This is a genomic window from [Enterobacter] lignolyticus SCF1, from assembly GCF_000164865.1.
Taxonomy (GTDB): Bacteria; Pseudomonadota; Gammaproteobacteria; order Enterobacterales; family Enterobacteriaceae; genus Enterobacter_B; species Enterobacter_B lignolyticus.
The window spans coordinates 3,330,574-3,352,759 of sequence record NC_014618.1; the positions used below are offsets into that span (position 1 = coordinate 3,330,574).

19 protein-coding genes are annotated in these 22,186 nt (G+C 56.6%); 13 read left to right on the plus strand and 6 right to left on the minus strand.

Translation table 11 applies throughout. From position 1 onward, the window contains the following. Positions 1-6 precede the first annotated feature (6 nt). From kdpC to ENTCL_RS15550, 7 genes are all read left to right on the plus strand, one after another. The gene (gene kdpC / locus ENTCL_RS15525) at positions 7-576 is read left to right on the plus strand and encodes a potassium-transporting ATPase subunit KdpC (RefSeq protein ID WP_013367097.1); all 570 of its coding nucleotides are present in this window, start codon (positions 7-9) and stop codon (positions 574-576) included. 14 nt (positions 577-590) lie between these two features. Further along, positions 591-3,275 (plus strand): two-component system sensor histidine kinase KdpD, encoded by a 2,685-nt coding sequence (gene kdpD / locus ENTCL_RS15530; RefSeq protein WP_013367098.1) that lies wholly within the window; start codon positions 591-593, stop codon positions 3,273-3,275. Continuing rightward, positions 3,272-3,949, plus strand: a complete 678-nt coding sequence (gene kdpE, locus ENTCL_RS15535; protein ID WP_013367099.1) for a two-component system response regulator KdpE — start codon at positions 3,272-3,274, stop codon at positions 3,947-3,949. The genes kdpD and kdpE overlap by 4 nt, the downstream gene beginning before the upstream one ends. Positions 3,950-4,231: 282 nt before the next feature. Beyond that, positions 4,232-4,336: a leader peptide SpeFL gene (gene speFL, locus ENTCL_RS23765; RefSeq protein WP_114149115.1), complete on the plus strand. Its 105-nt coding sequence runs from the start codon at positions 4,232-4,234 to the stop codon at positions 4,334-4,336. Positions 4,337-4,595: 259 nt separating this feature from the next. Beyond that, on the plus strand, positions 4,596-6,794 hold the full coding sequence (speF, locus tag ENTCL_RS15540) for an ornithine decarboxylase SpeF (RefSeq protein ID WP_013367100.1): 2,199 nt from the start codon (positions 4,596-4,598) through the stop codon (positions 6,792-6,794). After that, positions 6,791-8,104, plus strand: coding sequence for a putrescine-ornithine antiporter (gene potE, locus ENTCL_RS15545; protein ID WP_013367101.1), 1,314 nt, complete (start codon positions 6,791-6,793; stop codon positions 8,102-8,104). The genes speF and potE overlap by 4 nt, the downstream gene beginning before the upstream one ends. Positions 8,105-8,170: 66 nt before the next feature. Next, a complete protein-coding gene (locus ENTCL_RS15550) occupies positions 8,171-8,650 on the plus strand; it encodes a pyridoxamine 5'-phosphate oxidase family protein (protein WP_013367102.1) in 480 nt (159 codons plus the stop codon). Positions 8,651-8,699: 49 nt separating this feature from the next. Here the strand turns inward: ENTCL_RS15550 and pgm are convergent, their stop codons facing one another. Both pgm and seqA read right to left on the minus strand, forming a co-directional pair. Next, positions 8,700-10,340, minus strand: coding sequence for a phosphoglucomutase (alpha-D-glucose-1,6-bisphosphate-dependent) (pgm, locus tag ENTCL_RS15555; RefSeq protein ID WP_013367103.1), 1,641 nt, complete (start codon positions 10,338-10,340; stop codon positions 8,700-8,702). Between the two features lie 24 nt (positions 10,341-10,364). Further along, positions 10,365-10,919: a replication initiation negative regulator SeqA gene (gene seqA / locus ENTCL_RS23770; RefSeq protein WP_013367104.1), complete on the minus strand. Its 555-nt coding sequence runs from the start codon at positions 10,917-10,919 to the stop codon at positions 10,365-10,367. A gap of 183 nt (positions 10,920-11,102) precedes the next feature. Here seqA and ybfF point away from each other — a divergent pair, with 183 nt between their 5' ends. The 4 genes from ybfF (at position 11,103) to fur (ending at position 13,712) form a co-directional block, all read left to right on the plus strand. After that, on the plus strand, positions 11,103-11,867 hold the full coding sequence (gene ybfF / locus ENTCL_RS15565) for an esterase (protein WP_013367105.1): 765 nt from the start codon (positions 11,103-11,105) through the stop codon (positions 11,865-11,867). A gap of 130 nt (positions 11,868-11,997) precedes the next feature. After that, positions 11,998-12,291: a LexA regulated protein gene (ybfE, locus tag ENTCL_RS15570; protein ID WP_013367106.1), complete on the plus strand. Its 294-nt coding sequence runs from the start codon at positions 11,998-12,000 to the stop codon at positions 12,289-12,291. A gap of 149 nt (positions 12,292-12,440) precedes the next feature. Then, positions 12,441-12,971, plus strand: a complete 531-nt coding sequence (gene fldA / locus ENTCL_RS15575; RefSeq protein WP_013367107.1) for a flavodoxin FldA — start codon at positions 12,441-12,443, stop codon at positions 12,969-12,971. 288 nt (positions 12,972-13,259) lie between these two features. Continuing rightward, entirely contained in the window at positions 13,260-13,712 is a 453-nt protein-coding gene (fur, locus tag ENTCL_RS15580) for a ferric iron uptake transcriptional regulator (protein WP_013367108.1), read from the plus strand. A 68-nt stretch (positions 13,713-13,780) separates the two neighbouring features. Here fur and ENTCL_RS15585 read toward each other — a convergent pair whose 3' ends face one another. The 4 genes from ENTCL_RS15585 to nagE form a co-directional block, all read right to left on the minus strand. After that, entirely contained in the window at positions 13,781-14,113 is a 333-nt protein-coding gene (locus ENTCL_RS15585) for a ChiQ/YbfN family lipoprotein (RefSeq protein ID WP_013367109.1), read from the minus strand. A gap of 48 nt (positions 14,114-14,161) precedes the next feature. After that, positions 14,162-15,565, minus strand: a complete 1,404-nt coding sequence (gene chiP, locus ENTCL_RS15590; RefSeq protein ID WP_013367110.1) for a chitoporin ChiP — start codon at positions 15,563-15,565, stop codon at positions 14,162-14,164. Positions 15,566-15,975: 410 nt separating this feature from the next. Further along, positions 15,976-17,643 carry a glutamine--tRNA ligase gene (gene glnS, locus ENTCL_RS15595; protein ID WP_013367111.1) on the minus strand — a complete coding sequence of 556 codons (1,668 nt, stop codon included), beginning with the start codon at positions 17,641-17,643 and terminating at the stop codon, positions 15,976-15,978. Positions 17,644-17,824: 181 nt separating this feature from the next. After that, positions 17,825-19,846, minus strand: a complete 2,022-nt coding sequence (gene nagE, locus ENTCL_RS15600) for an N-acetylglucosamine-specific PTS transporter subunit IIBC (RefSeq protein WP_071841413.1) — start codon at positions 19,844-19,846, stop codon at positions 17,825-17,827. Positions 19,847-20,170: 324 nt separating this feature from the next. Here nagE and nagB point away from each other — a divergent pair, with 324 nt between their 5' ends. Together nagB and nagA are read left to right on the plus strand one after the other, a co-directional pair. Continuing rightward, positions 20,171-20,971, plus strand: a complete 801-nt coding sequence (gene nagB, locus ENTCL_RS15605; RefSeq protein ID WP_013367113.1) for a glucosamine-6-phosphate deaminase — start codon at positions 20,171-20,173, stop codon at positions 20,969-20,971. Positions 20,972-21,028: 57 nt separating this feature from the next. After that, the gene (gene nagA / locus ENTCL_RS15610) at positions 21,029-22,183 is read left to right on the plus strand and encodes an N-acetylglucosamine-6-phosphate deacetylase (protein WP_044611984.1); all 1,155 of its coding nucleotides are present in this window, start codon (positions 21,029-21,031) and stop codon (positions 22,181-22,183) included. Positions 22,184-22,186: the final 3 nt, after the last annotated feature.

The window sequence follows — 22,186 nt, forward strand, 5'->3', positions numbered from 1 at the left end:
TTGAAAATGGCGATGTTACGCCCTGCTCTGGTCATTCTGGTTTTTCTGACGCTGGTCACCGGCGGACTGTACCCGCTGGTCACCACCGCCCTCGGGCAATGGTGGTTTAACGATCAGGCAAACGGCTCGTTAATCCGGGAAGACAATACGATCCGCGGCTCGCTGCTGATTGGACAAAACTTTGACGCCGCAGGATATTTCCACGGACGCCCTTCCGCGACGGCAAATAGTCCCTATAATCCAGAAGCATCCGGCGGTAGCAACTTAGCCGCCAGCAATCCGGAGCTGGATAAAGAGGTTGCCGCCCGCGTGGAGCAGCTGCGTAAAGCGAATCCGCAGGCCGACAGCGCCGTGCCGGTGGAGCTGGTCACCACCTCCGCCAGCGGCCTCGACTACAGCCTGTCGCCGCAGGCGGTCGCCTGGCAAATCCCCCGCGTGGCCGCCGCGCGCCAGATGTCGGTGGATGCGCTGAGCAAGCTGGTCGCGGAGCATACGCAAAAGCCGCTGGTCAGCATTATCGGCCTGCCGGTGGTGAATATTGTTGAGCTGAATATGGCACTTGATGCGCTGAAATAAACTCAGGATACATAATGACCGACGAGCCTCTTCGCCCGGACCCTGACCGCCTGCTGGAGCAAACCTCCGGCTGGCACCGGGGTAAACTGAAAGTCTTCTTTGGCGCCTGTGCGGGCGTAGGGAAAACCTACGCCATGCTCAGCGAAGCGCAGCGGCTGCGGGCGCAGGGGCTCGATATCCTGATAGGTGTGGTCGAAACCCACGGCCGTCAGGAGACCGCCGCCCTGCTCGACGGGCTGGCGACACAGCCGCGAAAACGGATTCACCATCGCCGACGCATTGTCGAAGAGTTTGACCTTGATGCCGCTCTCGCCCGCCGTCCGGCGCTGATCCTGATGGACGAGCTGGCGCACACCAACGCCCCCGGCTCCCGCCACCCGAAGCGCTGGCAGGACGTCGAAGAACTACTGGAAGCCGGGATCGACGTCTTTACCACCGTCAACGTCCAGCACCTGGAAAGCCTGAACGACGTGGTCAGCGGCGTCACCGGTATTAAGGTGCGCGAAACGGTGCCCGACCCGTTCTTTGACGCCGCCGATGAAATCGTGCTGGTCGACCTCCCCCCTGACGATCTTCGCCAGCGCCTGCACGAAGGGAAAGTTTACATTGGCGGCCAGGCGGAGCGGGCTATTGAGCACTTCTTCCGTAAAGGCAACCTGATCGCGCTGCGCGAGCTGGCGCTAAGGCGCACCGCCGACCGCGTCGACGACCAAATGCGCGAGTGGCGCGGCCAGGGCGAGGAGCGCGTCTGGCACACCCGCGACGCCATTTTACTCTGCGTCGGCCACAGCAGCGGCAATGAAAAGCTGGTGCGTACCGCCGCGCGGCTGGCCGCCAAATTCGGCAGCGTGTGGCACGCCGTGTATGTTGAAACGCCGGGGCTACACCGCCTGCCGGAGCACCAGCGGCGCAGCATTCTCAGCGCTCTGCGTCTGGCGCAGGAGCTGGGCGCGGAAACCGCCACCCTCTCCGACCCGGCGGAAGACAAAGCGATACTGCGCTACGCCCGCGAGCACAACCTCGGCAAAATTATTATCGGCCGCCGCGCGCAGCGTCACTGGTGGAGCCGGGAATCGTTTGCCGATCGCCTCGCCCGGCGCGCGCCGGACCTTGATTTAGTGATCGTCGCGCTGGAGGATGCGCCCGCGCCGCCGGTCAACCGCGGCAACGACGCGCGTCCGTGGATGGACCGCTGGCGGGTGCAGGTCCGCGGCTGCGCGGTGGCGGTGGCGCTCTGCGCGTTAATCACCCTTGTCGCCAGCAACTTTTTGGTCGCCTTCGCCACCGTCAACCTGGTGATGCTGTACCTGCTTGGCGTGGTGATCGTCGCCCTGTTTTACGGCCGCTGGCCGTCGGTGCTGGCGACGGTGATCAACGTCATCAGCTTTGACCTGTTTTTTATCGCCCCGCGCGGCACGCTTGCCGTCTCGGATATTCAGTATGTGCTGACATTTGCGGTCATGCTTACCGTCGGCCTGATCATCGGTAACCTGACGGCGGGCGTCCGCTACCAGGCGCGTATCGCCCGCTACCGCGAGCAGCGCACCCGCCATCTGTATGAGATGTCAAAGGCGCTGGCCATCGGCCGCAGCGAGCAGGATATCGCCCGCACCAGCGAGCAGTTTATCCAGTCGACCTTTTACGCCCGCAGTCAGGTCCTGCTGCCCAACGCCAGCGGCCATCTCGCCGCGCTGACCTCCGGCAACGGCATCACGCCGTGGGATGAGGCCATCGTTCGCTGGAGCTACGACAAGGGCCAGCCCGCCGGCGCGGGCACCGACACCCTGCCCGGCGTGCCGTACCTGATTCTGCCGCTGAAAACGGCGGAGAAAACCCTGGGCGTGATCGTGGTGGAGCCGGGCAACCTGCGCCAGCTGATGATCCCCGAACAGCAGCGCCTGCTGGAAACCTGCACCCTGCTGGTGGCAAGCGCCCTCGACAGGCTGGCGCTCACCACCAGCGAAGAGCAGGCACGGCTCGCCAGCGAACGCGAGAGCATTCGCAACTCCCTGCTGGCGGCGCTGTCGCACGATCTGCGCACGCCGCTCACCGTCCTGTTCGGCCAGGCCGAAATCCTGACGCTTGATCTGGCAAGCGAAGGTTCAAAACATGCGCCGCAGGCCAACGAAATCCGCCAGCATGTGCTTAACACCACGCGGCTGGTGAATAATCTGCTGGATATGGCGCGGATTCAGTCCGGTGGCTTTAATTTACGCAAGGAGTGGCTGACGCTCGAAGAGGTGGTCGGCAGCGCAATTCGCACGCTGGAGCCTGGGCTCGGCGGGCGGCATATCGAACTCCACCTTGGCGATCCGCTGGCGCTGATTCATGTGGACGGCCCGCTGTTTGAGCGCGTGCTGATCAACCTGCTGGAAAACGCGGTCAAGTACGCCGGAACGAAGGCGCAAATCGGCATTACCGCGACCCATCAGGATGAACAGCTTCAGCTGGACGTCTGGGACAACGGTCCCGGTATTCCTGCTGGTAAGGAGCAGTCTATTTTTGATAAATTCGCCAGGGGCCATAAAGAATCAGCCATTCCCGGCGTTGGGCTGGGGCTGGCTATCTGCCAGGCCATTGTGGACGTTCACGGCGGCACGCTGTCGGCGCATAACCGCCCGGAAGGCGGCGCCAGCTTTACGGTGACCCTGCCGCTGGAGGCGCCGCCAACCCTCGACGACCTGCCTGAGGAAACGTGATTAACGTATTAATTATTGAAGATGAACAGGCCATTCGCCGGCTTCTGCGCAGCGCGCTGGAAGGCGACGGCCTGCGCGTTCACGAGGCGGAAACCCTCCAGCGCGGCCTGCTGGAGGCCGCGACCCGCAAACCGGACCTGGTGATTCTCGATCTCGGCCTGCCGGATGGCGACGGCATTGACTTCATCCGCGATTTTCGCCAGTGGAGCCAGGTGCCGATTATCGTGCTGTCGGCCCGCGCGGAAGAGACCGACAAAATCACCGCCCTCGACGCCGGTGCCGACGACTATCTCAGTAAGCCCTTCGGGATTGGCGAACTGCAGGCGCGGCTGCGCGTGGCGCTACGCCGTTACGGCGGCAGCGAACAGAACCAGCCGCTGTATACCTTTTCCAATACCCAGGTCGACCTGGCGAACCGCCGAATCGTCCGCGGCGATGAAGAGATCCATCTGACCCCGATAGAGTTCCGCCTGCTGGCGGTGTTGCTGAATAATCACGGCAAGGTTCTCACTCAGCGTCAGCTGCTCAGCCAGGTCTGGGGACCGAATGCGGTTGAACATAGTCATTATTTGCGCATATATATGGGGCACCTGCGCCAGAAGCTGGAAATGGATCCCGCGCGCCCACAGCATTTATTAACGGAAACCGGCATCGGCTATCGCTTTATGCTGTGAATAATTATTCACAGCATAAATCCCCTCTCCCCCTTAATTCTCTCCGCCTCTCTTTTTTGTCATAAAAGAATAATAAAAAAAGGCTAACCACCTTCATTTAAATCATTATTCAACACATTTTATTTACAACAAACAAACAATTCAGCATATCGTCTTGCGGTATGCATAACCAGTGACTATTTATTTCTGAGAATATCGCCTTTTATTGATCATCTTCACAGATTACTACTCATTCATGGATAAAATAACCATGCTTTCACTCAATTCATGAAGGTACACGAAATGGAAAACAACAGCCGAACTATGCCCCACATAAGGCGGACAACACACATCATGATGTTTGCCCACCGCAATAGTTTTGACTTTCACTTCTTTAATGCCCGGTAGTCTTCCGACTACGGGCGCTTTCGCATACAGGTCTTCCTGAATCTTGCTCGTACAGGCATTCGCCTGTAGCCAACAGCGCTCGCCCTGACAAATCCTGCTCATAGCCAGTAACCGGACTGGTGGGGTTTGTGACATCCAAAAAAAAGCAATTTCCTGATTTTATTATCAGCGGAGTGATATTGCCTTTTATCCGGAACAATCAATTTCTTATTTAAGAAATTGAGGGCCTGTTATTATCGAAAATAAAGAAGAGATCAAAATGTCTGAATTAAAAATTGCAGTAAGCCGCACTTGCCCGGATTGCTTTACGACACAGCGCTCTATTATCAATACCTGTGACACTCATTTTATTGACGTTGCCGCTGCCGTATTATCTATTGAAGATGTCGAGTGCGGTAAGCTCGATGAAATAGATGCAACCGGTTACAATCTCCCTGTATTTATTGCTATTAATAAAGAAGAAATCGTCCCTGCTGAGTACCTTTCACGTATTCAGGGGGTGTTTGAACATGACGAGACCCGCAACGACTTCTATGGCCGTCAGCTGGAAGCCGCCGCGCACAAATATGAAGTGCAGCTGCGTCCGCCGTTCTTCCGCGCGCTGGTCGATTATGTCGCCCAGGGCAACAGCGCCTTTGACTGCCCGGGGCATCAGGGCGGTGAATTCTTCCGTCGCCACCCGGCAGGCAACCAGTTTGTCGAGTATTTCGGTGAAGCGCTGTTCCGCTCTGACCTGTGCAATGCCGACGTCGCGATGGGCGATCTGCTGATCCATGAAGGCGCGCCGTGCATCGCCCAGCAGCATGCGGCGAAGGTCTTTAACGCTGATAAAACCTACTTCGTGCTTAACGGTACCTCCTCCTCCAACAAAGTGGTACTTAACGCGCTGCTGACCCCGGGCGATCTGGTGCTGTTTGACCGCAACAACCACAAGTCTAACCACCATGGCGCGCTGCTGCAGGCGGGCGCAACGCCGATTTATCTGGAGACCGCGCGCAACCCGTACGGCTTCATCGGCGGTATTGACGCCCACTGCTTTGAAGAGCGCTATCTGCGCGAACTGGTCAGCGAAGCTGCGCCAAACCGCGCGCAGGACGCCCGCCCGTTCCGCCTGGCGGTAATTCAGCTGGGCACCTACGACGGCACCATCTATAACGCCCGCCAGGTCGTCGATAAAATCGGTCATCTGTGCGACTACATCCTGTTCGACTCCGCCTGGGTGGGCTACGAGCAGTTTATTCCGATGATGGCGGACTGCTCGCCGCTGCTGCTGGATCTCAACGAAAACGATCCCGGCATTCTGGTGACCCAGTCGGTGCACAAACAGCAGGCTGGCTTCTCGCAGACCTCACAGATCCACAAAAAAGACAGCCATATCAAAGGGCAACAGCGCTATGTACCGCATAAGCGTCTGAACAACGCCTTTATGATGCACGCCTCCACCAGCCCGTTCTATCCGCTGTTTGCCGCACTGGATATCAACGCGAAAATGCACGAAGGCGAATGCGGTCGCAACATGTGGATGGACTGCGTGGTTAACGGTATCGAAACCCGCAAGCTGATTCTCGATAACTGCAAACATATCCGCCCGTTTGTACCGGAAATGGTTGACGGTAAGCCATGGCAGTCCTTTGCGACCGCCGATATCTCCACCGACCTGCGCTTCTTCCACTTTGTTCCGGGCGAACGCTGGCACGGCTTTGAAGGCTACGCCGAGCACCAGTACTTCGTCGATCCGTGCAAACTGCTGCTGACCACGCCGGGTATCGATGCGGCGAACGGTGAATACGAGAACTTTGGCGTACCGGCCACCATCCTCGCCAACTTCCTGCGTGAAAACGGCGTGATCCCGGAAAAATGCGACCTCAACTCGATCCTGTTCCTGCTGACGCCGGCCGAAGACATGGCCAAACTGCAGCAGCTGGTCGCGCTGCTGGTGCGTTTTGAAACCCTGCTTGAGTCCGATGCGCCGCTTGCCGACGTGCTGCCGTCGCTCTACGGCCAGCATAAAGACCGCTATGAGGGTTACACCCTGCGCCAGCTGTGCCAGGAAATGCATAACCTCTATGCCCGCCACAACGTTAAGCAGCTGCAAAAAGAGATGTTCCGTAAATCACACTTCCCGCGCGTGAGCATGAACCCGCAGGACGCCAACTACGCCTATCTGCGCGGCCAGGTCGATCTGGTGCCGCTGCCGCAGGCTGAAGGCCGCATTGCCGCAGAAGGCGCACTGCCTTACCCGCCAGGAGTGCTGTGCGTTGTTCCGGGCGAAATCTGGGGCGGCGCGGTACTGCGCTACTTCACCGCGCTGGAAGAAGGTATCAATCTGCTGCCCGGCTTTGCACCGGAACTCCAGGGGGTGTACATCCAGGAGCACGACGGGCGCAAACAGGTGTGGTGCTATGTCATTAACGATCAGCACGCGCCTAATGCACTGCTGAAAGGGGAAAAATTATGAGCAAATCCAACAAAATGGGTGTTGTTCAGCTCACCATCCTGACGATGGTGAACATGATGGGCTCGGGCATCATCATGTTGCCCACCAAACTGGCTGAAGTCGGCACCATTTCAATTATCTCCTGGCTGGTCACCGCCGTGGGCTCGATGGCCCTGGCGTGGGCATTCGCCAAATGCGGGATGTTCAGCCGCAAGTCCGGCGGGATGGGCGGCTATGCGGAATATGCCTTCGGCAAATCCGGTAACTTCATGGCGAACTACACCTACGGCGTGTCGCTACTGATTGCCAACGTAGCGATCGCCATTTCGGCGGTCGGCTACGGCACCGAGCTGTTCGGCGCCACGCTGAGCCCGGTGCAAATCGGTATCGCCACCATCGGCGTGCTGTGGCTGTGTACGGTCGCTAACTTCGGCGGCGCACGCATCACCGGCCAGATCAGTAGCGTCACCGTGTGGGGCGTTATCATTCCGGTCGTCGGCCTGTGCATCATCGGCTGGTTCTGGTTTAGCCCGACAATGTACGCCAGCTCATGGAACCCGCACAACGTGCCGTTCTTCAGCGCGGTGAGCTCGTCTATCGCCATGACGCTGTGGGCCTTCCTGGGCCTGGAGTCCGCCTGCGCCAACATGGAAGTGGTGGAGAACCCGGAACGTAACGTACCGATCGCCGTTCTTGGCGGGACTCTGGGCGCGGCGGTGATCTACATCGTCTCAACCAACGTCATTGCCGGGATTGTGCCGAATATGGATCTGGCGCACTCCACCGCGCCGTTCGGTCTGGCTTTCGCTCAGATGTTCACCCCGGAAGTGGGCAAAGTGATCATGGGCCTGATGGTAATGTCCTGCTGCGGTTCTCTGCTCGGCTGGCAGTTCACTATCGCCCAGGTGTTTAAATCTTCGGCGGACGAAGGCTATTTCCCGAAAATCTTCTCCCGTACCAGCCAGGCGGATGCGCCTGTCCAGGGGATGCTGACTATCGTGGTTATTCAGTCCGGGTTAGCGCTGATGACCATTAGCCCGTCGCTGAACAACCAGTTCAACGTGCTGGTGAACCTGGCGGTGGTGACCAACATTATTCCGTACATCCTGTCGATGGCGGCGCTGGTCATTATCCAGAAAGTGGCGCAGGTCGACCCGGGTAAAGCGAAAGTCGCCAACATCGTGGCGTTAATCGGGGCTATCTATAGCTTCTACGCGCTCTACGCTTCCGGCGCAGAAGCGATGCTGTACGGTTCAATCGTGACCTTCCTCGGCTGGACGCTGTACGGCCTGGTTTCTCCGCGCTTTGAACTGACCAACAAACACGGTTGATATCCAACCCCGGGCCGTCGTTCAGGCGGCCCGGACGCTTCAGACCATCAACAATAAGACACGGCTATGAGCAATCCAGAGCGGGAAGTCACCGCGCCAGCGGAAATACGGGTGATCGTCGAGCGGCACCAGGTGTGCCGGATAGCCCTTAATGACGACGCCTGGCCGTATGTCGTTCCCGTCAATTTTGGCTACGACTATCAGGACGGGCGCTGGGTGTTTTATTTCCACGGCGCCAGGACAGGGAAGAAAATGCGGCTGCTGCGTAAAAACCCGGCGGTCAGCGTTGAAATTGACGGCGACCACGGGCTGATTACGGCGGATGACGCCTGTGATTACGGCTTCGCCTACAGCAGCATTATGGCCACGGGATACGCATCGATACTGCAGAGTCGTGAGGAGATGCAGCACGGGCTGGATGCCATCATGCGCCAGTCGGCACCGGGAAAAACCTTTCGCTATCGGGAGCAAATGATGAAAGCGGTCTGCGTCGTACGCATCGACTGCGAAACGTTAACCTGCCATCGTCATTCCCTCCCCAGCTAAAGGGCAAAAAAAACGGGTTCCCTCAGGAACCCGTTTTATCACTCGCTCGTTACGCGTTTTTCAGCACTTCACTGACTATCTCAACCGCTTCTTTCTCAATACGCTTACGGTGTTCGTCGCCGAGGAAGCTTTCGCAGTAGATTTTATACGCATCTTCCGTACCGGACGGACGGGCTGCAAACCAGCCGTTGTCGGTCATGACCTTCAGACCGCCGATAGACGCGCCGTTGCCTGGCGCCGCCGTCAGCCGCGCGGTGATCGGATCGCCCGCCAGGGTGTTGGCGCTGACCATCTCCGGAGAGAGCTTAGACAGCGCGGCTTTCTGCGCGGAAGTCGCCGGCGCCTGCAGACGGTTGTAGCTCGGCGCGCCGAAGCGGGCCGCCAGCTCATCGTAGTGCTGCTGCGGGTTTTTGCCGGTAACCGCGGTGATCTCCGCCGCCAGCAGACACATGATGATGCCGTCTTTGTCGGTAGACCACGGCGTACCGTTGAAGCGCAGGAATGACGCGCCCGCGCTCTCTTCGCCGCCAAAGCCAAAGCTGCCGTCAAACAGGCCGTCGACGAACCACTTAAAGCCCACCGGCACTTCCACCAGCCGACGGCCCAGCGCGTTCACCACGCGGTCAATCATTGCTGACGACACAAGGGTCTTACCGACGGCAACATCGGCGCCCCACTGCGGACGATGCTGGAACAGGTAGTTGATCGCTACCGCCAGATAGTGGTTGGGGTTCATCAGCCCGGCCGGGGTCACGATGCCGTGGCGGTCGTAATCCGGGTCGTTGGCGAAGGCCAGATCGAACCTGTCGCGCAGCTGCAGCAGGCCCGCCATCGCGCACTCAGAGGAGCAGTCCATACGGATAGCGCCGTCTTTATCGAGGTGCATGAAGCGGAACGTTTGATCGACATGATCGTTAACAATGGTCAGATCGAGCTTGTAGAACGCCGCAATACGTTTCCAGTATTCGATGCCCGAACCGCCGAGCGGGTCGACGCCCAGCTTCAGGCCCGCTTTCTGGATAGCCGCCATGTCGACGATATCCGCCAGGCCTTCGATAAACGGCTGGACCAGATCGCGCTCTTTAATGTGGCCAGAGGCCCATGCGGCATCCAGCGACATGCGTTTCACGCCTTTCAGGCCGTCGGCCAGCAGCGCGTTCGCGCGATCTTCCACCACTTTAGTGACGTTGGTGTCCGCCGGACCGCCGTTTGGCGGATTGTATTTAATACCGCCGTCTTCCGGCGGGTTGTGCGACGGCGTGATGACGATACCGTCAGCTTGAGCGCCGCCTTTTTTGTTGTGAACCAGGATAGCATTCGAGATGGCAGGCGTCGGGGTATAACCGTTCTGCTCCTGCACAATCACGTCCACTCCGTTGGCCGCCAGCACTTCCAGTACGGAAATGATCGCAGGCTCAGACAGCGCGTGAGTATCCTTACCCACAAAGCACGGACCGGTGATGCCGTTTTTCGCACGCTCTTCCGCAATTGCCTGAGCAATCGCCAGAATGTGCGGTTCGTTAAAGCTATGACGCGCGGCGCTGCCACGGTGACCGGAGGTCCCGAATTTTACCGCGTGGTCCGCGTTGCCTGCCTGCGGCTTCAGCACGTAGTACTGAGACGTCAGCTGGGCGACGTTGATCAAATCACTCTGTTGCGCAGGTTGGCCTGCGCGGTTATGAGTTGCCATTGCCTGGTCCTTCTCATGCAAGGGTTAGATTGTGCCGCAAACCTTTTCAATTAATTCCGCAGGGAACTGCATTGACTGCATGATGTGTTCAATCATGCTGCATTTACGACCGGTGTTCGTGTTGGTGATCACCCAGTACGGGGTTTCTGGCACCTGTTTGGGTTTAGTCTGGTTGCCGTTTTTCAGCAGCGTCTGCTCGTCCGCGGCGAAATAGACGCGGGTACGGCCATGCAGAGACTCCGTCGCCTCAGCAAACGCGTTGCCGTCCAGTGAGTAGAGTGTAGTCAGCACCAGCATAAAGCGGTTGACCGCTTTTTTCTGTTCTGCGTATTCGTCAGAAAGCAGCAGCTCGCGCATGGCGCGAACCTTATCTTTCGGCGTCGGCGTCGTCGCCGCCTTCACGGCAGCGGCAGGTGCCGGAGCAGCCGCAGGGGCCTCTTTGACGACGGTAGCGGCTGGCTGGGACACGGCGGAAAATTTCAGCATGCGCCGTAAAATGTCGGATGCGCTCTCGCCAATGTGCAGGGTGTGGCTGGCAATATAGCGATAGAGTTCATCATCAACTTCGATCGTTTTCATCTTAATCCAGTACGATATCTTTTCTGAATACAAGTCGCTGAGATTATAAGGTCAAATCCCAACAGCGGATAGCGTCAAACCAGGGTGGCGGCAATTTCAGGAATACTTCCTGGTATTGCAGCCGGGCGGCAGAATGTTCAACATAATACCCTAACCCGACAGAGCGAAAAAAAGAACTTTGCCATGAAATTGAATAGCCGAGCGCTAACTGCGCAAAACCTGCACACTCATTCTCCTATCGTCCTCGTCCACGGCCTGTTCGGCAGCCTGGATAACTTAGGCATCCTCGCCCGCAGCCTGGTCGCCGACCACGATGTCGTGCAGGTGGACATGCGCAATCACGGCCAGTCGCCGCGCGCCCCGGAGATGACGTACAAAGCCATGGCCCAGGATCTGCTCGACACCCTCGACGACCGGCAAATTGCAAAGGCCACGCTGATTGGCCACTCCATGGGCGGCAAAGCGGTGATGGCGTTAACCGCCCTCGCCCCTGAGCGTATCGACAAGCTGGTGGCAATCGATATCGCGCCGGTGGATTACCAGGTGCGCCGTCACGATGAGATCTTCGCCGCCATCAACGCGGTAACCGACGCCGGGGCGACCTCCCGTCAGCAGGCCGCCGCCGTGATGCGCGAACATCTGCAGGAAGAAGGCGTTATCCAGTTTCTGCTGAAATCCTTTATCGACGGCGAATGGCGCTTCAACGTACCGGTGCTGTGGGAGCAGTATCCGCATATCGTCGGCTGGGAGCCTATCCGCCCATGGGATAAGCCCGCGCTCTTTATTCCTGGCGGCAATTCGCCGTATGTGACGGAGGCCTACCGACAGCCGCTGCTGGCGCAATTTCCGCAGGCGCGGGCCCACGTCATCGCCGGCGCCGGCCACTGGGTGCATGCGGAAAAACCCGAGGCCGTTCTGCGCGCAATTCGCCGTTATCTGGCAGAGTGATTAAAAACCGAGCGACCGCGCACCATAATGCCCGTCGGCGTTGGCGCGCCGGACTCCGTGATGTATGATTGCGCGCTATCTACGCCGGAGGGTATTCCGGCGGCTTGTTTCCCCGAAGTCACTCTGAATCATGGCAAAAGAACAAACGGACCGTACGACATTAGATTTGTTCGCAAATGAGCGTCGCCCGGGAAGACCCAAAACCAGTCCGCTCTCGCGCGATGAACAGCTGCGCATTAACAAGCGCAATCAGCTAAAACGCGATAAGGTCCGCGGCCTGAAGCGCGTCGAGCTGAAGCTGAACAGCGACGCCGTCGACGCGCTCAATGAGCTGGCCGACGCCCGCAATATGAGCCGCAGCGAACTGATTGAAGAGATGCTGATGCAGCAACTGGCTACCCTGCGCGGCCAGGGGATTGTCTGAAAATCCGCAAAAACAACATTTTCATGTAGCAGAGAGTGCAGTACGGCGCGATAGCGGTTTTCGCGCACCGCTGCTCCTGCTATGATTGCCCTTATCTGTGGGCATTATGCCACCACCATTTCAAGACGTTTCAAGAGGTTATTTTACTCATGGCAATCGTAGGCATTTTTTTTGGCAGCGATACCGGCAACACCGAAAATATCGCAAAAATGATTCAGAAACAGCTGGGTAAAGATGTTGCTGAGGTGCATGACATTGCCAAAAGCAGCAAAGAAGATCTCGAAGCTTTCGACATTCTGTTGCTGGGTATCCCGACCTGGTACTACGGTGAAGCGCAGTGCGACTGGGACGACTTCTTCCCGACGCTGGAAGATATCGACTTCAACGGCAAGCTGGTTGCCCTGTTTGGCTGCGGCGACCAGGAAGACTACGCGGAGTATTTCTGCGACGCGCTGGGCACCATTCGCGACATCATTGAGCCGCGCGGCGCGGCAATCGTTGGCCACTGGCCGACCGCAGGCTACCACTTCGAAGCCTCTAAGGGCCTTGCCGATGACGATCACTTCGTCGGTCTGGCGATTGACGAAGACCGTCAGCCAGAAATGACCGCAGAGCGCGTTGAAAAATGGGTCAAGCAGATCGCAGAAGAACTGCATCTGGAAGCGATTAAGAACGCCTGATCTTGTTGCGGCGCATCGATTAAGCTGTGCCGCATTAATAGATAAAAGCAATCAAAATAATCGCTACAAATTTTTAACTTTTCAGCGCAGATCTGTACAATAACCGTTGATTTGACGAGGACAGATGTTTCGCTTTGCAGATGATGCCTCGTTTTTAAAAGCAGACTTTGCTCAGGAGTTGTAGTTTTCATTTAAACATGGCAGTTCTATAATGAGACGCATTATCCTGATTACACTCTTAGGTGATACTTCCCAGAGGGAAGCATTTAGCAACAGGACAGATTCCGCATGACTGACAACAATACCGCATTAAAGAAGGCCGGCCTGAAAGTCACGCTTCCTCGTTTGAAAATTCTGGAAGTGCTGCAAGAGCCGGATAACCACCATGTCAGTGCGGAAGACTTATATAAACGCCTTATTGATATGGGTGAAGAGATTGGTCTGGCAACGGTTTACCGCGTGCTTAACCAGTTTGACGACGCAGGTATCGTGACCCGTCACAATTTTGAAGGCGGTAAGTCCGTTTTTGAACTGACGCAGCAGCATCACCACGATCACCTGATCTGCCTCGACTGCGGTAAAGTGATCGAATTTAGCGATGACTCTATCGAAGCGCGTCAGCGTGAAATTGCGGCGAAACACGGCATCCGTCTGACCAACCACAGCCTGTACTTGTACGGTCACTGTGCTGAAGGCGACTGTCGCGAAGATGAGCACGCGCACGACGGCGTCGAAAAATAATCTTCCGCTGAAAGAAAAAGCCAACCCGACGGTTGGCTTTTTTATTGGCATAAACAGAAGATAAAACGTTATTGGGCAGTATTATTGCTGCGGATTTCCTTCCAGATTTTATCGCAACGCGCTTTAACCGCCTGGTCATTGCCCGTGCGCGTAGCCTGAATGCAGTTCTGGTAATCCAGCACGCGCACGCTTTCCTGATTCGCGAACTGCTCGTGCTGCTTCTCCTGCTTCAGGACGTTCAGCACGCTCTGGCAGGCCTGAATTTTGTCAGGGTTGCCTTCCGCGGTGTTGATACAGGCGCTGTAGGCGTCCTTCAGCTTTGAATCTTCTTTTGGCGCAGGCGGCTGCGCGCAGGCGACCAGCCCGGATGCCACGATAGCGACCAGCATTAATTTCTTCATAGTGCGACCTCAACGTTGTGCGGCGGGAGAGCCCCGCCGCGTCTGGCATCAGAAAATAGTGAACGGTGCGATAACCATGAATTTCACGTCACGCTCATCCTGGAAGATGTTGCCGTAGCCGCCGCTCCAGCTCGGAATATCGGAGTGGTTGTCGTACTGGGTGAAGTGCAGCTTGAACAGCGTTCCTTTCGCGCGTCCTTCCTGAACGGTGTACATGGCGTCCAGGCTGTAGGACGATTCGGTCAGGCGATAGTTCGGATCGTAGTAAGCATCCGGCGTCGCCATTTTGCCCGGCTTCGCATCCCAGGCGTAGACGTAGGACGCGCCCACGGCCCAGCCCGGCATGTCCCAGTTTTTCAGGTCATACATCGCGCCGAAGAACACCGCTTTTTCGCCGTTGGCGTTGAAGTCTGAGCGGTTATCCCACCAGATATCCAGACGACCGTTTGAAGAGGCGTAGGTCGGGGTCATACGCTGCAGGAAGTAGCCCTGCTGACCTTCGGCTTTAACCCAGGTTCCTTCCAGCCGCAGGTCGACAACATCGGCCACTTTGTAGCCGAAGGTCAGCGCCTGCAGCCAGGCGGTGCCGTCATAAATATCGTTGATGCCGCCGTTGCTGACTTTGTCGCGGGTGCCGTAGAACTGATAGCTGGTGGTCATCGGCGCGCCGGCCACGTCGAATTTATAGCTGGCTTTGGTAAAGTACTGGTCGATATAGCCCTGCGCCTGGCCGAAGGCGGCTTCCAGCACAAAGTTATTTTTGAAATCATACTTCGCGCCCAGCGAGTGCAGATAATCGACCTTGGTCTTCTTATCGTTTTGATAGAAGTCGTCCATTTCGATATGCCACGGCGCTTTATACTCGTTGGTCCACATATAGGAGAAGCTCAGCGCCCCGGAATCGCCATAGTCAAAGTTGGCTCCGGCTTCCGCCCCCTGATAGGTACCCGGCATAAAGCTCCAGTGCGGCGCGAGCAGCGTCTGTCCGGTCGGCTGGATATAACCGGCGCGAGCCCAGGCTGGGCCGTACTTAAATTTCGCCGCGGCCTTATACAGGCTGATACCGCTCTTATCGCCGGAGTAATCTTCGTCGTACGCTTTATTGCTGGAGGAGAAGGCAATTTCGTTCGGGTGTCCGCTTTCTGCAGACTCCGCCATTTCAATGGCCGTGAACGCGGCAATATCAATACCGAACATGTCGGCAGCATAGCCGGACTGGAAATCCAGGTTGGCGTTCCAGGTCGCATGCGAGAGGTTGGTTTTGTACTGATCGCCGTCGGTAACGTCTTTACGGTCACGCTCACGCTGCCAGTAATAGATGCCGCCGGTTAAACTTGAATCGTCGATGAATCCTGCTGCGCTGGCCTGCGGAACCGCAACCCAGCCCGACATCGCGGTGACACCGGCAATAGCCAGCGCCAGCGTACTACGTTTGCCACTGAACGTACGCATGTGTATATCCTCTTTGACTTTTAAAAAACGCTGTGTGCAAAAGGGCAAACAGCGATAAAAATAAAAAACTGACAAATAAAAGTAGCGAATCAATAACCTTCCGAATGCTACTGGGAATAGACTATTTTTCGCGACGCGAATTATCAATCCTTTTTCCGCACGAAAGCGCAAGAGTATGACAAAGCGCACATATTTGATTGCGTTTTGTTACAAATAGCAGGTTAAGGGTGTGATGTCGCAAGCCACGTCCTGCAACGGATTGAGAGGAAAACAAAAAGTGAATGCGCGAAAATGTAACAGGCAGCGGAAAAGGCGTGTCATACAATACGCGTATTATTTCGCTACGCGAAAATGTCATAAATAAAAAAGGCGCTGCCGGAGCAGCGCCTCTCTATTTTCACACCACGGCGTTATTCGCCGATTTTCGCCCAGGTATCGCGCAGGCCGACGGTACGGTTAAACACCAGCTTCTCGGCGGTCGCATAGCGGCTGTCGAGGCAGAAATAACCTTCACGCTCAAACTGGTACGCTTTACCTGCTTCCGCAGTCTTCAGCGAAGGTTCCGCATAGCCCTGGCGGATAACCAGCGATTCCGGGTTGATGGTGGCCAGGAAATCCTCCGCCGCCCCCGGGTTCGGGATGCTGAACAGACGGTCGTACAGACGGATCTCGACCGGCAGCGCGTGTGCGGCGCTCACCCAGTGGATAACGCCTTTCACCTTGCGGCCGTCCGCCGGGTCTTTGCTCAGGGTGTCCGCATCATATGAACAGAAGATGGTGGTGATGTTACCTTCCGCATCTTTCTCCACGCGCTCGGCCTTAATCACGTACGCATTACGCAGACGCACCTCTTTGCCCAGCACCAGACGCTTGTACTGCTTGTTGGCTTCTTCGCGGAAATCCGCGCGATCGATCCAGATCTCGCCGCTAAACGGCACATCGCGGCTGCCCATTTCCGGTTTGCTCGGGTGGTTCGGCATCGCGACCATTTCGCCTGCGCCCTGCGGATAGTTTTCGATAACCAGCTTAACCGGGTCGATAACCGCCATCGCGCGCGGCGCATTGTCGTTGAGATCTTCGCGAATGCAGGATTCCAGCGACGCCATCTCAATGGTGTTGTCCTGCTTGGTCACGCCAATGCGCTTGCAGAACTCACGGATAGCAGCGGCGGTATAGCCGCGACGGCGCAGACCGGAGATGGTCGGCATACGCGGGTCGTCCCAGCCTTCCACGTGCTTATCGGTCACCAGCAGGTTCAGCTTACGCTTGGACATCACGGTGTATTCCAGATTCAGGCGCGAGAACTCGTACTGGCGCGGGTGAACCGGAATGGTGATGTTATCCAGCACCCAGTCGTACAGACGACGGTTGTCCTGGAATTCCAGCGTACACAGCGAATGGGTGATGCCTTCCAGCGCATCGCTGATGCAGTGGGTGAAGTCGTACATCGGGTAGATGCACCACTTGTTGCCGGTCTGGTGGTGCTCTGCAAATTTAATACGGTACAGCACCGGGTCGCGCATCACGATGAACGGCGAAGCCATATCGATTTTAGCGCGCAGGCACGCCTTACCTTCTTCGAAGCCGCCGGCGCGCATTTTTTCGAACAGCGCGAGGTTCTCTTCCACGCTGCGATCGCGGTATGGGCTGTTTTTCCCCGGCTGAGTCAGGGTACCGCGATATTCACGGATTTCGTCCGCCGACAGCTCGTCAACATAGGCCAGGCCTTTGTTGATAAGCTCAACGGCGTACTGATACAGCTTGTCGAAATAGTCAGACGAATAGCAAATATCCCCTGCCCACTGGAAACCTAACCACTGTACGTCGTGTTTAATCGACTCTACGTATTCGATGTCTTCTTTTGCCGGGTTGGTATCATCGAAACGCAGGTTGCACTGGCCCTGGTAATCCTGGGCGATACCAAAGTTCAGGCAGATAGATTTCGCGTGACCGATGTGCAGATAACCGTTCGGCTCAGGCGGAAAACGCGTATGGACCGTGGTGTGCTTACCACTGGCCAGATCTTCATCGATTATCTGGCGAATAAAGTTACTCGGGCGGGCTTCTGCCTCACTCATCGTGCATTCCTCAAAGCGTAAACAACGTATAACGCAACATGATCTTATAAGCCGGACCGACTGACAACCCTTAGTTACGCAAAATACCGACTGAAAAAAAATAATGGGGGCATTTGCTATAAAAAAAAGCGGCGGAGGATATCCCCCGCCGCTTAAGGCATTAACGCTTACTCAGGAGCACTTACTTGCCTTTAATCTCATACAGCGGCGTTTCACCCGCAACGACGTGACCCTGCGCCTTCACTACCAGGCCGCTGAAGTCATCGATGTTGCTGCACACCACCGGGCTTATCATGGAGCGCGCATTAGCGTTCAGGAAATCCAGATCCATTTCCAGAACCGGCTGACCTGCCGCCACTTCGGCGCCCTCTTCCACCAGGCGTTTGAAGCCCTGGCCGTTCAGCGCGACGGTATCGATACCCATATGGACAACGATTTCCGCGCCTTTCTCGGTTTCCAGGCAGAACGCGTGGTTGGTGTTAAAGATTTTAACGATGGTGCCTGCCGCCGGAGACACGACGGTTTTCTCCGTGGGTTTCACCGCAATGCCGTCACCGACCGCTTTGCTGGCGAACGCTTCGTCAGGAACCTGCTCCAGCGCCACCACTTCACCGGTGACCGGGGAAACCAGCGCGGCGATCGTTACTGCGTTCGGCACCGCCTGCGGTTTTGCCGCGGCCTGAGCCGGAGCAGCAGCCGGAGCGGCTTCCGCTGCGGCGACATGACCGGTGGTTTTCATGGCGTTAGCAATTTTCTCAGCAACAAAGCCGACGATAATCTGCACGCTGGTTTTGTTCAGGCGGATAACCCCTGACGCGCCCAGACGTTTTGCCAGCGCTTCGTTCACCAGAGAAGAGTCTTTCACGTTCAGACGCAGACGGGTGATACAGGCATCGATACCGGTCAGGTTGTCGGAACCGCCAACCGCCGCGATGTACTGACGAGCCAGACCAGAAACGTCCTGCTCTTTGGCGCCGCTCACGTTCACGTCCTGGCCATCGGCTTCGCTACCGTCAACAGCCAGCTCACGACCCGGGGTCATCAGGTTGAATTTGGTGATAGTGAAGCGGAACACCACGTAGTAGATAACGAAGAACACCAGACCCTGAAGGATCAGCATGTACCAGTGGGTTGCCAGCGGGTTACGCGAAGACAGCACCATATCCACCAGACCGGCGCTGAAGCCGAAGCCCGCGATCCAGTGCATAGTTGCCGCGATGAAGACGGAGATACCGGTCAGCACGGCGTGGATCACGTACAGTACCGGCGCCACGAACATGAAGGAGAACTCCAGCGGCTCGGTGATACCGGTGAAGAAGGCCGCAAAAGCGCCCGCCATCATGATACCCAGCACTTTCGCTTTGTTTTCCGGACGCGCGCAGTGGTAAATCGCCAGCGCCGCACCCGGCAGACCGAACATCATGATCGGGAAGAAGCCCGCCTGATAACGACCGGTGATACCCACAACCGCTTTGCCCGCTTCGATAGACTGCGCGCCGCCGAGGAAGTTAGGAATATCGTTGATGCCGGCCACGTCGAACCAGAACACGGAGTTCAGCGCGTGGTGCAGACCTACCGGGATCAGCAGACGGTTGAAGAACGCGTACACGCCCGCACCGACGGAGCCCAGCTTCTGGATGTGTTCGCCAAAGTTCACCAGACCGTCGAAAATCACCGGCCAGATGTACATCATGATGAACGCGACCACGATCATCACGAACGAGGTGAGAATAGGCACCAGACGGCGACCGCTAAAGAACGACAGCGCCTTCGGCAGCTCAACGCTGCTAAAGCGGTTGTACAGTTCCGCAGAGATAATACCGACGAGGATACCGACGAACTGGTTGCTGATCTTACCGAATGCCGCCGGAACCTGATCCGCCGGAATTTTTTGGATCATCGCCACCGCTGCTGGCGAGCAGAGGGTGGTCAACACCAGGAAACCCACAAAGCCGGTCAGCGCAGCCGCACCGTCTTTATCTTTGGACATACCATAAGCAACACCGATCGCGAACAACACGGACATGTTGTCGATGATGGCGGAGCCGGATTTGATGAAGAACGCCGCCAGCGCGCTGGAGTTACCCCAGCCGTTGGGGTCGATCCAGTAGCCGACACCCATCAGGATGGCTGCGGCGGGCAGCGTGGCCACTGGCACCATAAGGGCGCGGCCAACTTTTTGTAAATAACCTAGAACACTCACTTTATTCCCCCTTGAGACCCCGTAAAGGCTCATTCAAAGCCGTTTTTTTATAGTGTAACTAACCTTGAAAGCGCGGCGATTTTTCACCTGCCTTCAGAGTGTGTGAAAAATTAATTCGTCTCGCAAATTAAAAGCGTATTTTTTGTGATTTTTATCACCAAATATCGTAATCCCCTCCTCCTTACACTGGCTAACAGGGAAAACTTATTTTATCATTCAAAAAATCAAGACGGATTGCCCCGCTCAATTGATAAATCCAGGTTACGCTTATCAGAGTTAAGGCGCCAATCCGCCAACCTTTATTTTAAACTACTGAGGTGAACAATGAGACTGATTCCCCTGGCGACAGCAGAACAAGTGGGCAAATGGGCTGCCCGTCATATCGTTAACCGCATCAACGCGTTTAAACCGACAGCGGATCGTCCGTTCGTACTGGGTCTGCCGACAGGCGGTACGCCGCTCACCGCTTATAAAGCGCTGGTTGAGATGCACAAAGCAGGCCAGGTTAGCTTTAAACACGTGGTGACCTTCAACATGGACGAGTACGTCGGCCTGCCGAAAGAGCATCCGGAAAGCTACCACAGCTTCATGCACCGTAACTTCTTCGACCACGTCGATATCCCGGCGGAAAACATTAATCTGCTGAATGGTAACGCGCCGGATATCGACGCCGAATGTCGTCAGTATGAAGAGAAAATTCGCTCCTACGGCAAAATCAACCTGTTCATGGGCGGCGTGGGCAACGACGGTCATATCGCGTTCAACGAACCGGCGTCCTCTCTCTCTTCCCGCACCCGTATTAAAACCCTGACCCATGACACCCGCGTGGCAAACTCCCGTTTCTTCGACGGCGACGTCAGCCAGGTGCCTAAATATGCGCTGACCGTTGGCGTGGGTACCCTGCTGGATGCCGAAGAAGTGATGATTCTGGTGCTGGGCCACCAGAAAGCGCAGGCGCTTCAGGCTGCCGTTGAAGGCAACGTTAACCATATGTGGACCATCAGCTGCCTGCAGCTGCACCCGAAAGCGGTGATGGTGTGCGACGAACCGTCCACCATGGAGCTGAAAGTGAAAACGCTGAAGTACTTCAACGAATTAGAAGCCGAAAATATCAAAGGTCTGTGATTGACTACCCGCCTCTGTCATCGAGGCGGGTCGCATTTTTTGAAACCGGGGGTCGTAATGTATGCTTTAACCCATGGCCGGATTTACACCGGTCACGAAATTCTGGATGACCATGCGATTGTTGTCGCCAATGGCCTGATTGAACGTATTTGCCCGCTGGCTGATTTACCGTCCGGGATCGAGCAACGCTCGCTGAATGGCGCCATTCTGTCCCCCGGTTTTATCGACGTCCAGCTGAACGGCTGCGGCGGCGTGCAGTTTAACGATACGGCCGACGCCGTGACCGTTGAAACGCTGGAAATCATGCAAAAAGCCAACGAGAAATCGGGCTGCACCAGCTATCTGCCGACGCTGATCACCTCCAGCGACGAGCTGATGATGCAGGGCGTTCGCGTGATGCGCGAATACCTGGCCAAATACCCGAACCAGGCGCTGGGTCTGCACCTGGAAGGTCCGTGGCTGAACATCGTGAAGAAAGGCACCCACAACCCAAACTATGTGCGTAAGCCTGACGATAAGCTGGTCGATTTCCTCTGCGACAACGCTGACGTTATCACCAAAATCACCCTTGCGCCTGAAATGGTGGCGCCGGAAGTGATTACCCGTCTGGTCAACGCCGGTATCGTCGTGTCGGCCGGACACTCCAACGCTACGCTAAAAGAAGCCAAAATCGGTTTCCGCGCCGGGATTACCTTCGCGACCCACCTTTATAACGCCATGCCGTACATTACGGGCCGTGAGCCGGGTCTGGCGGGCGCGATTTTCGACGAACCGGACGTATACTGCGGTATCATCGCCGACGGTCTGCACGTCGACTTCGCCAATATCCGTAACGCGAAACGTCTGAAAGGCGACAAGCTGTGCCTGGTGACCGATGCCACCGCGCCGGCGGGTGCTAACATCGAACAGTTCATTTTTGCTGGTAAAACAATATACTACCGGGATGGACTGTGTGTGGATGAAAACGGCACCCTCAGCGGCTCGGCGTTGACCATGATCGAGGGCGTACGTAACCTGGTCGAACACTGCGGCATCGCGCTGGATGAAGTGCTGCGCATGGCAACGCTGTACCCTGCCCGCGCTATCGGCGCGAGCAAGCAGCTGGGCAGCATTGCGCCGGGAATGGTCGCTAACCTGACCGCATTCACCCGCGATTATAAAATCACTAAGACCATCGTTAATGGTAACGAGGTCGTTGACTTGAGTAAGTGAAAG

Excerpts from the sequence above, each read along its gene's own strand:
- kdpC (WP_013367097.1), top strand. The coding sequence starts at position 7 with ATGGCGATGTTACGCCCTGCTCTGGTCATTCTGGTTTTTCTGACGCTG.
- kdpD (WP_013367098.1), top strand. The coding sequence starts at position 591 with ATGACCGACGAGCCTCTTCGCCCGGACCCTGACCGCCTGCTGGAGCAA.
- speFL (WP_114149115.1), top strand. The coding sequence starts at position 4,232 with ATGGAAAACAACAGCCGAACTATGCCCCACATAAGGCGGACAACACAC.
- speF (WP_013367100.1), top strand. The coding sequence starts at position 4,596 with ATGTCTGAATTAAAAATTGCAGTAAGCCGCACTTGCCCGGATTGCTTT.
- potE (WP_013367101.1), top strand. The coding sequence starts at position 6,791 with ATGAGCAAATCCAACAAAATGGGTGTTGTTCAGCTCACCATCCTGACG.
- ENTCL_RS15550 (WP_013367102.1), top strand. The coding sequence starts at position 8,171 with ATGAGCAATCCAGAGCGGGAAGTCACCGCGCCAGCGGAAATACGGGTG.
- pgm (WP_013367103.1), bottom strand. The coding sequence starts at position 10,340 with ATGGCAACTCATAACCGCGCAGGCCAACCTGCGCAACAGAGTGATTTG.
- seqA (WP_013367104.1), bottom strand. The coding sequence starts at position 10,919 with ATGAAAACGATCGAAGTTGATGATGAACTCTATCGCTATATTGCCAGC.
- ybfF (WP_013367105.1), top strand. The coding sequence starts at position 11,103 with ATGAAATTGAATAGCCGAGCGCTAACTGCGCAAAACCTGCACACTCAT.
- ybfE (WP_013367106.1), top strand. The coding sequence starts at position 11,998 with ATGGCAAAAGAACAAACGGACCGTACGACATTAGATTTGTTCGCAAAT.
- fldA (WP_013367107.1), top strand. The coding sequence starts at position 12,441 with ATGGCAATCGTAGGCATTTTTTTTGGCAGCGATACCGGCAACACCGAA.
- fur (WP_013367108.1), top strand. The coding sequence starts at position 13,260 with ATGACTGACAACAATACCGCATTAAAGAAGGCCGGCCTGAAAGTCACG.
- ENTCL_RS15585 (WP_013367109.1), bottom strand. The coding sequence starts at position 14,113 with ATGAAGAAATTAATGCTGGTCGCTATCGTGGCATCCGGGCTGGTCGCC.
- chiP (WP_013367110.1), bottom strand. The coding sequence starts at position 15,565 with ATGCGTACGTTCAGTGGCAAACGTAGTACGCTGGCGCTGGCTATTGCC.
- glnS (WP_013367111.1), bottom strand. The coding sequence starts at position 17,643 with ATGAGTGAGGCAGAAGCCCGCCCGAGTAACTTTATTCGCCAGATAATC.
- nagB (WP_013367113.1), top strand. The coding sequence starts at position 20,171 with ATGAGACTGATTCCCCTGGCGACAGCAGAACAAGTGGGCAAATGGGCT.
- nagA (WP_044611984.1), top strand. The coding sequence starts at position 21,029 with ATGTATGCTTTAACCCATGGCCGGATTTACACCGGTCACGAAATTCTG.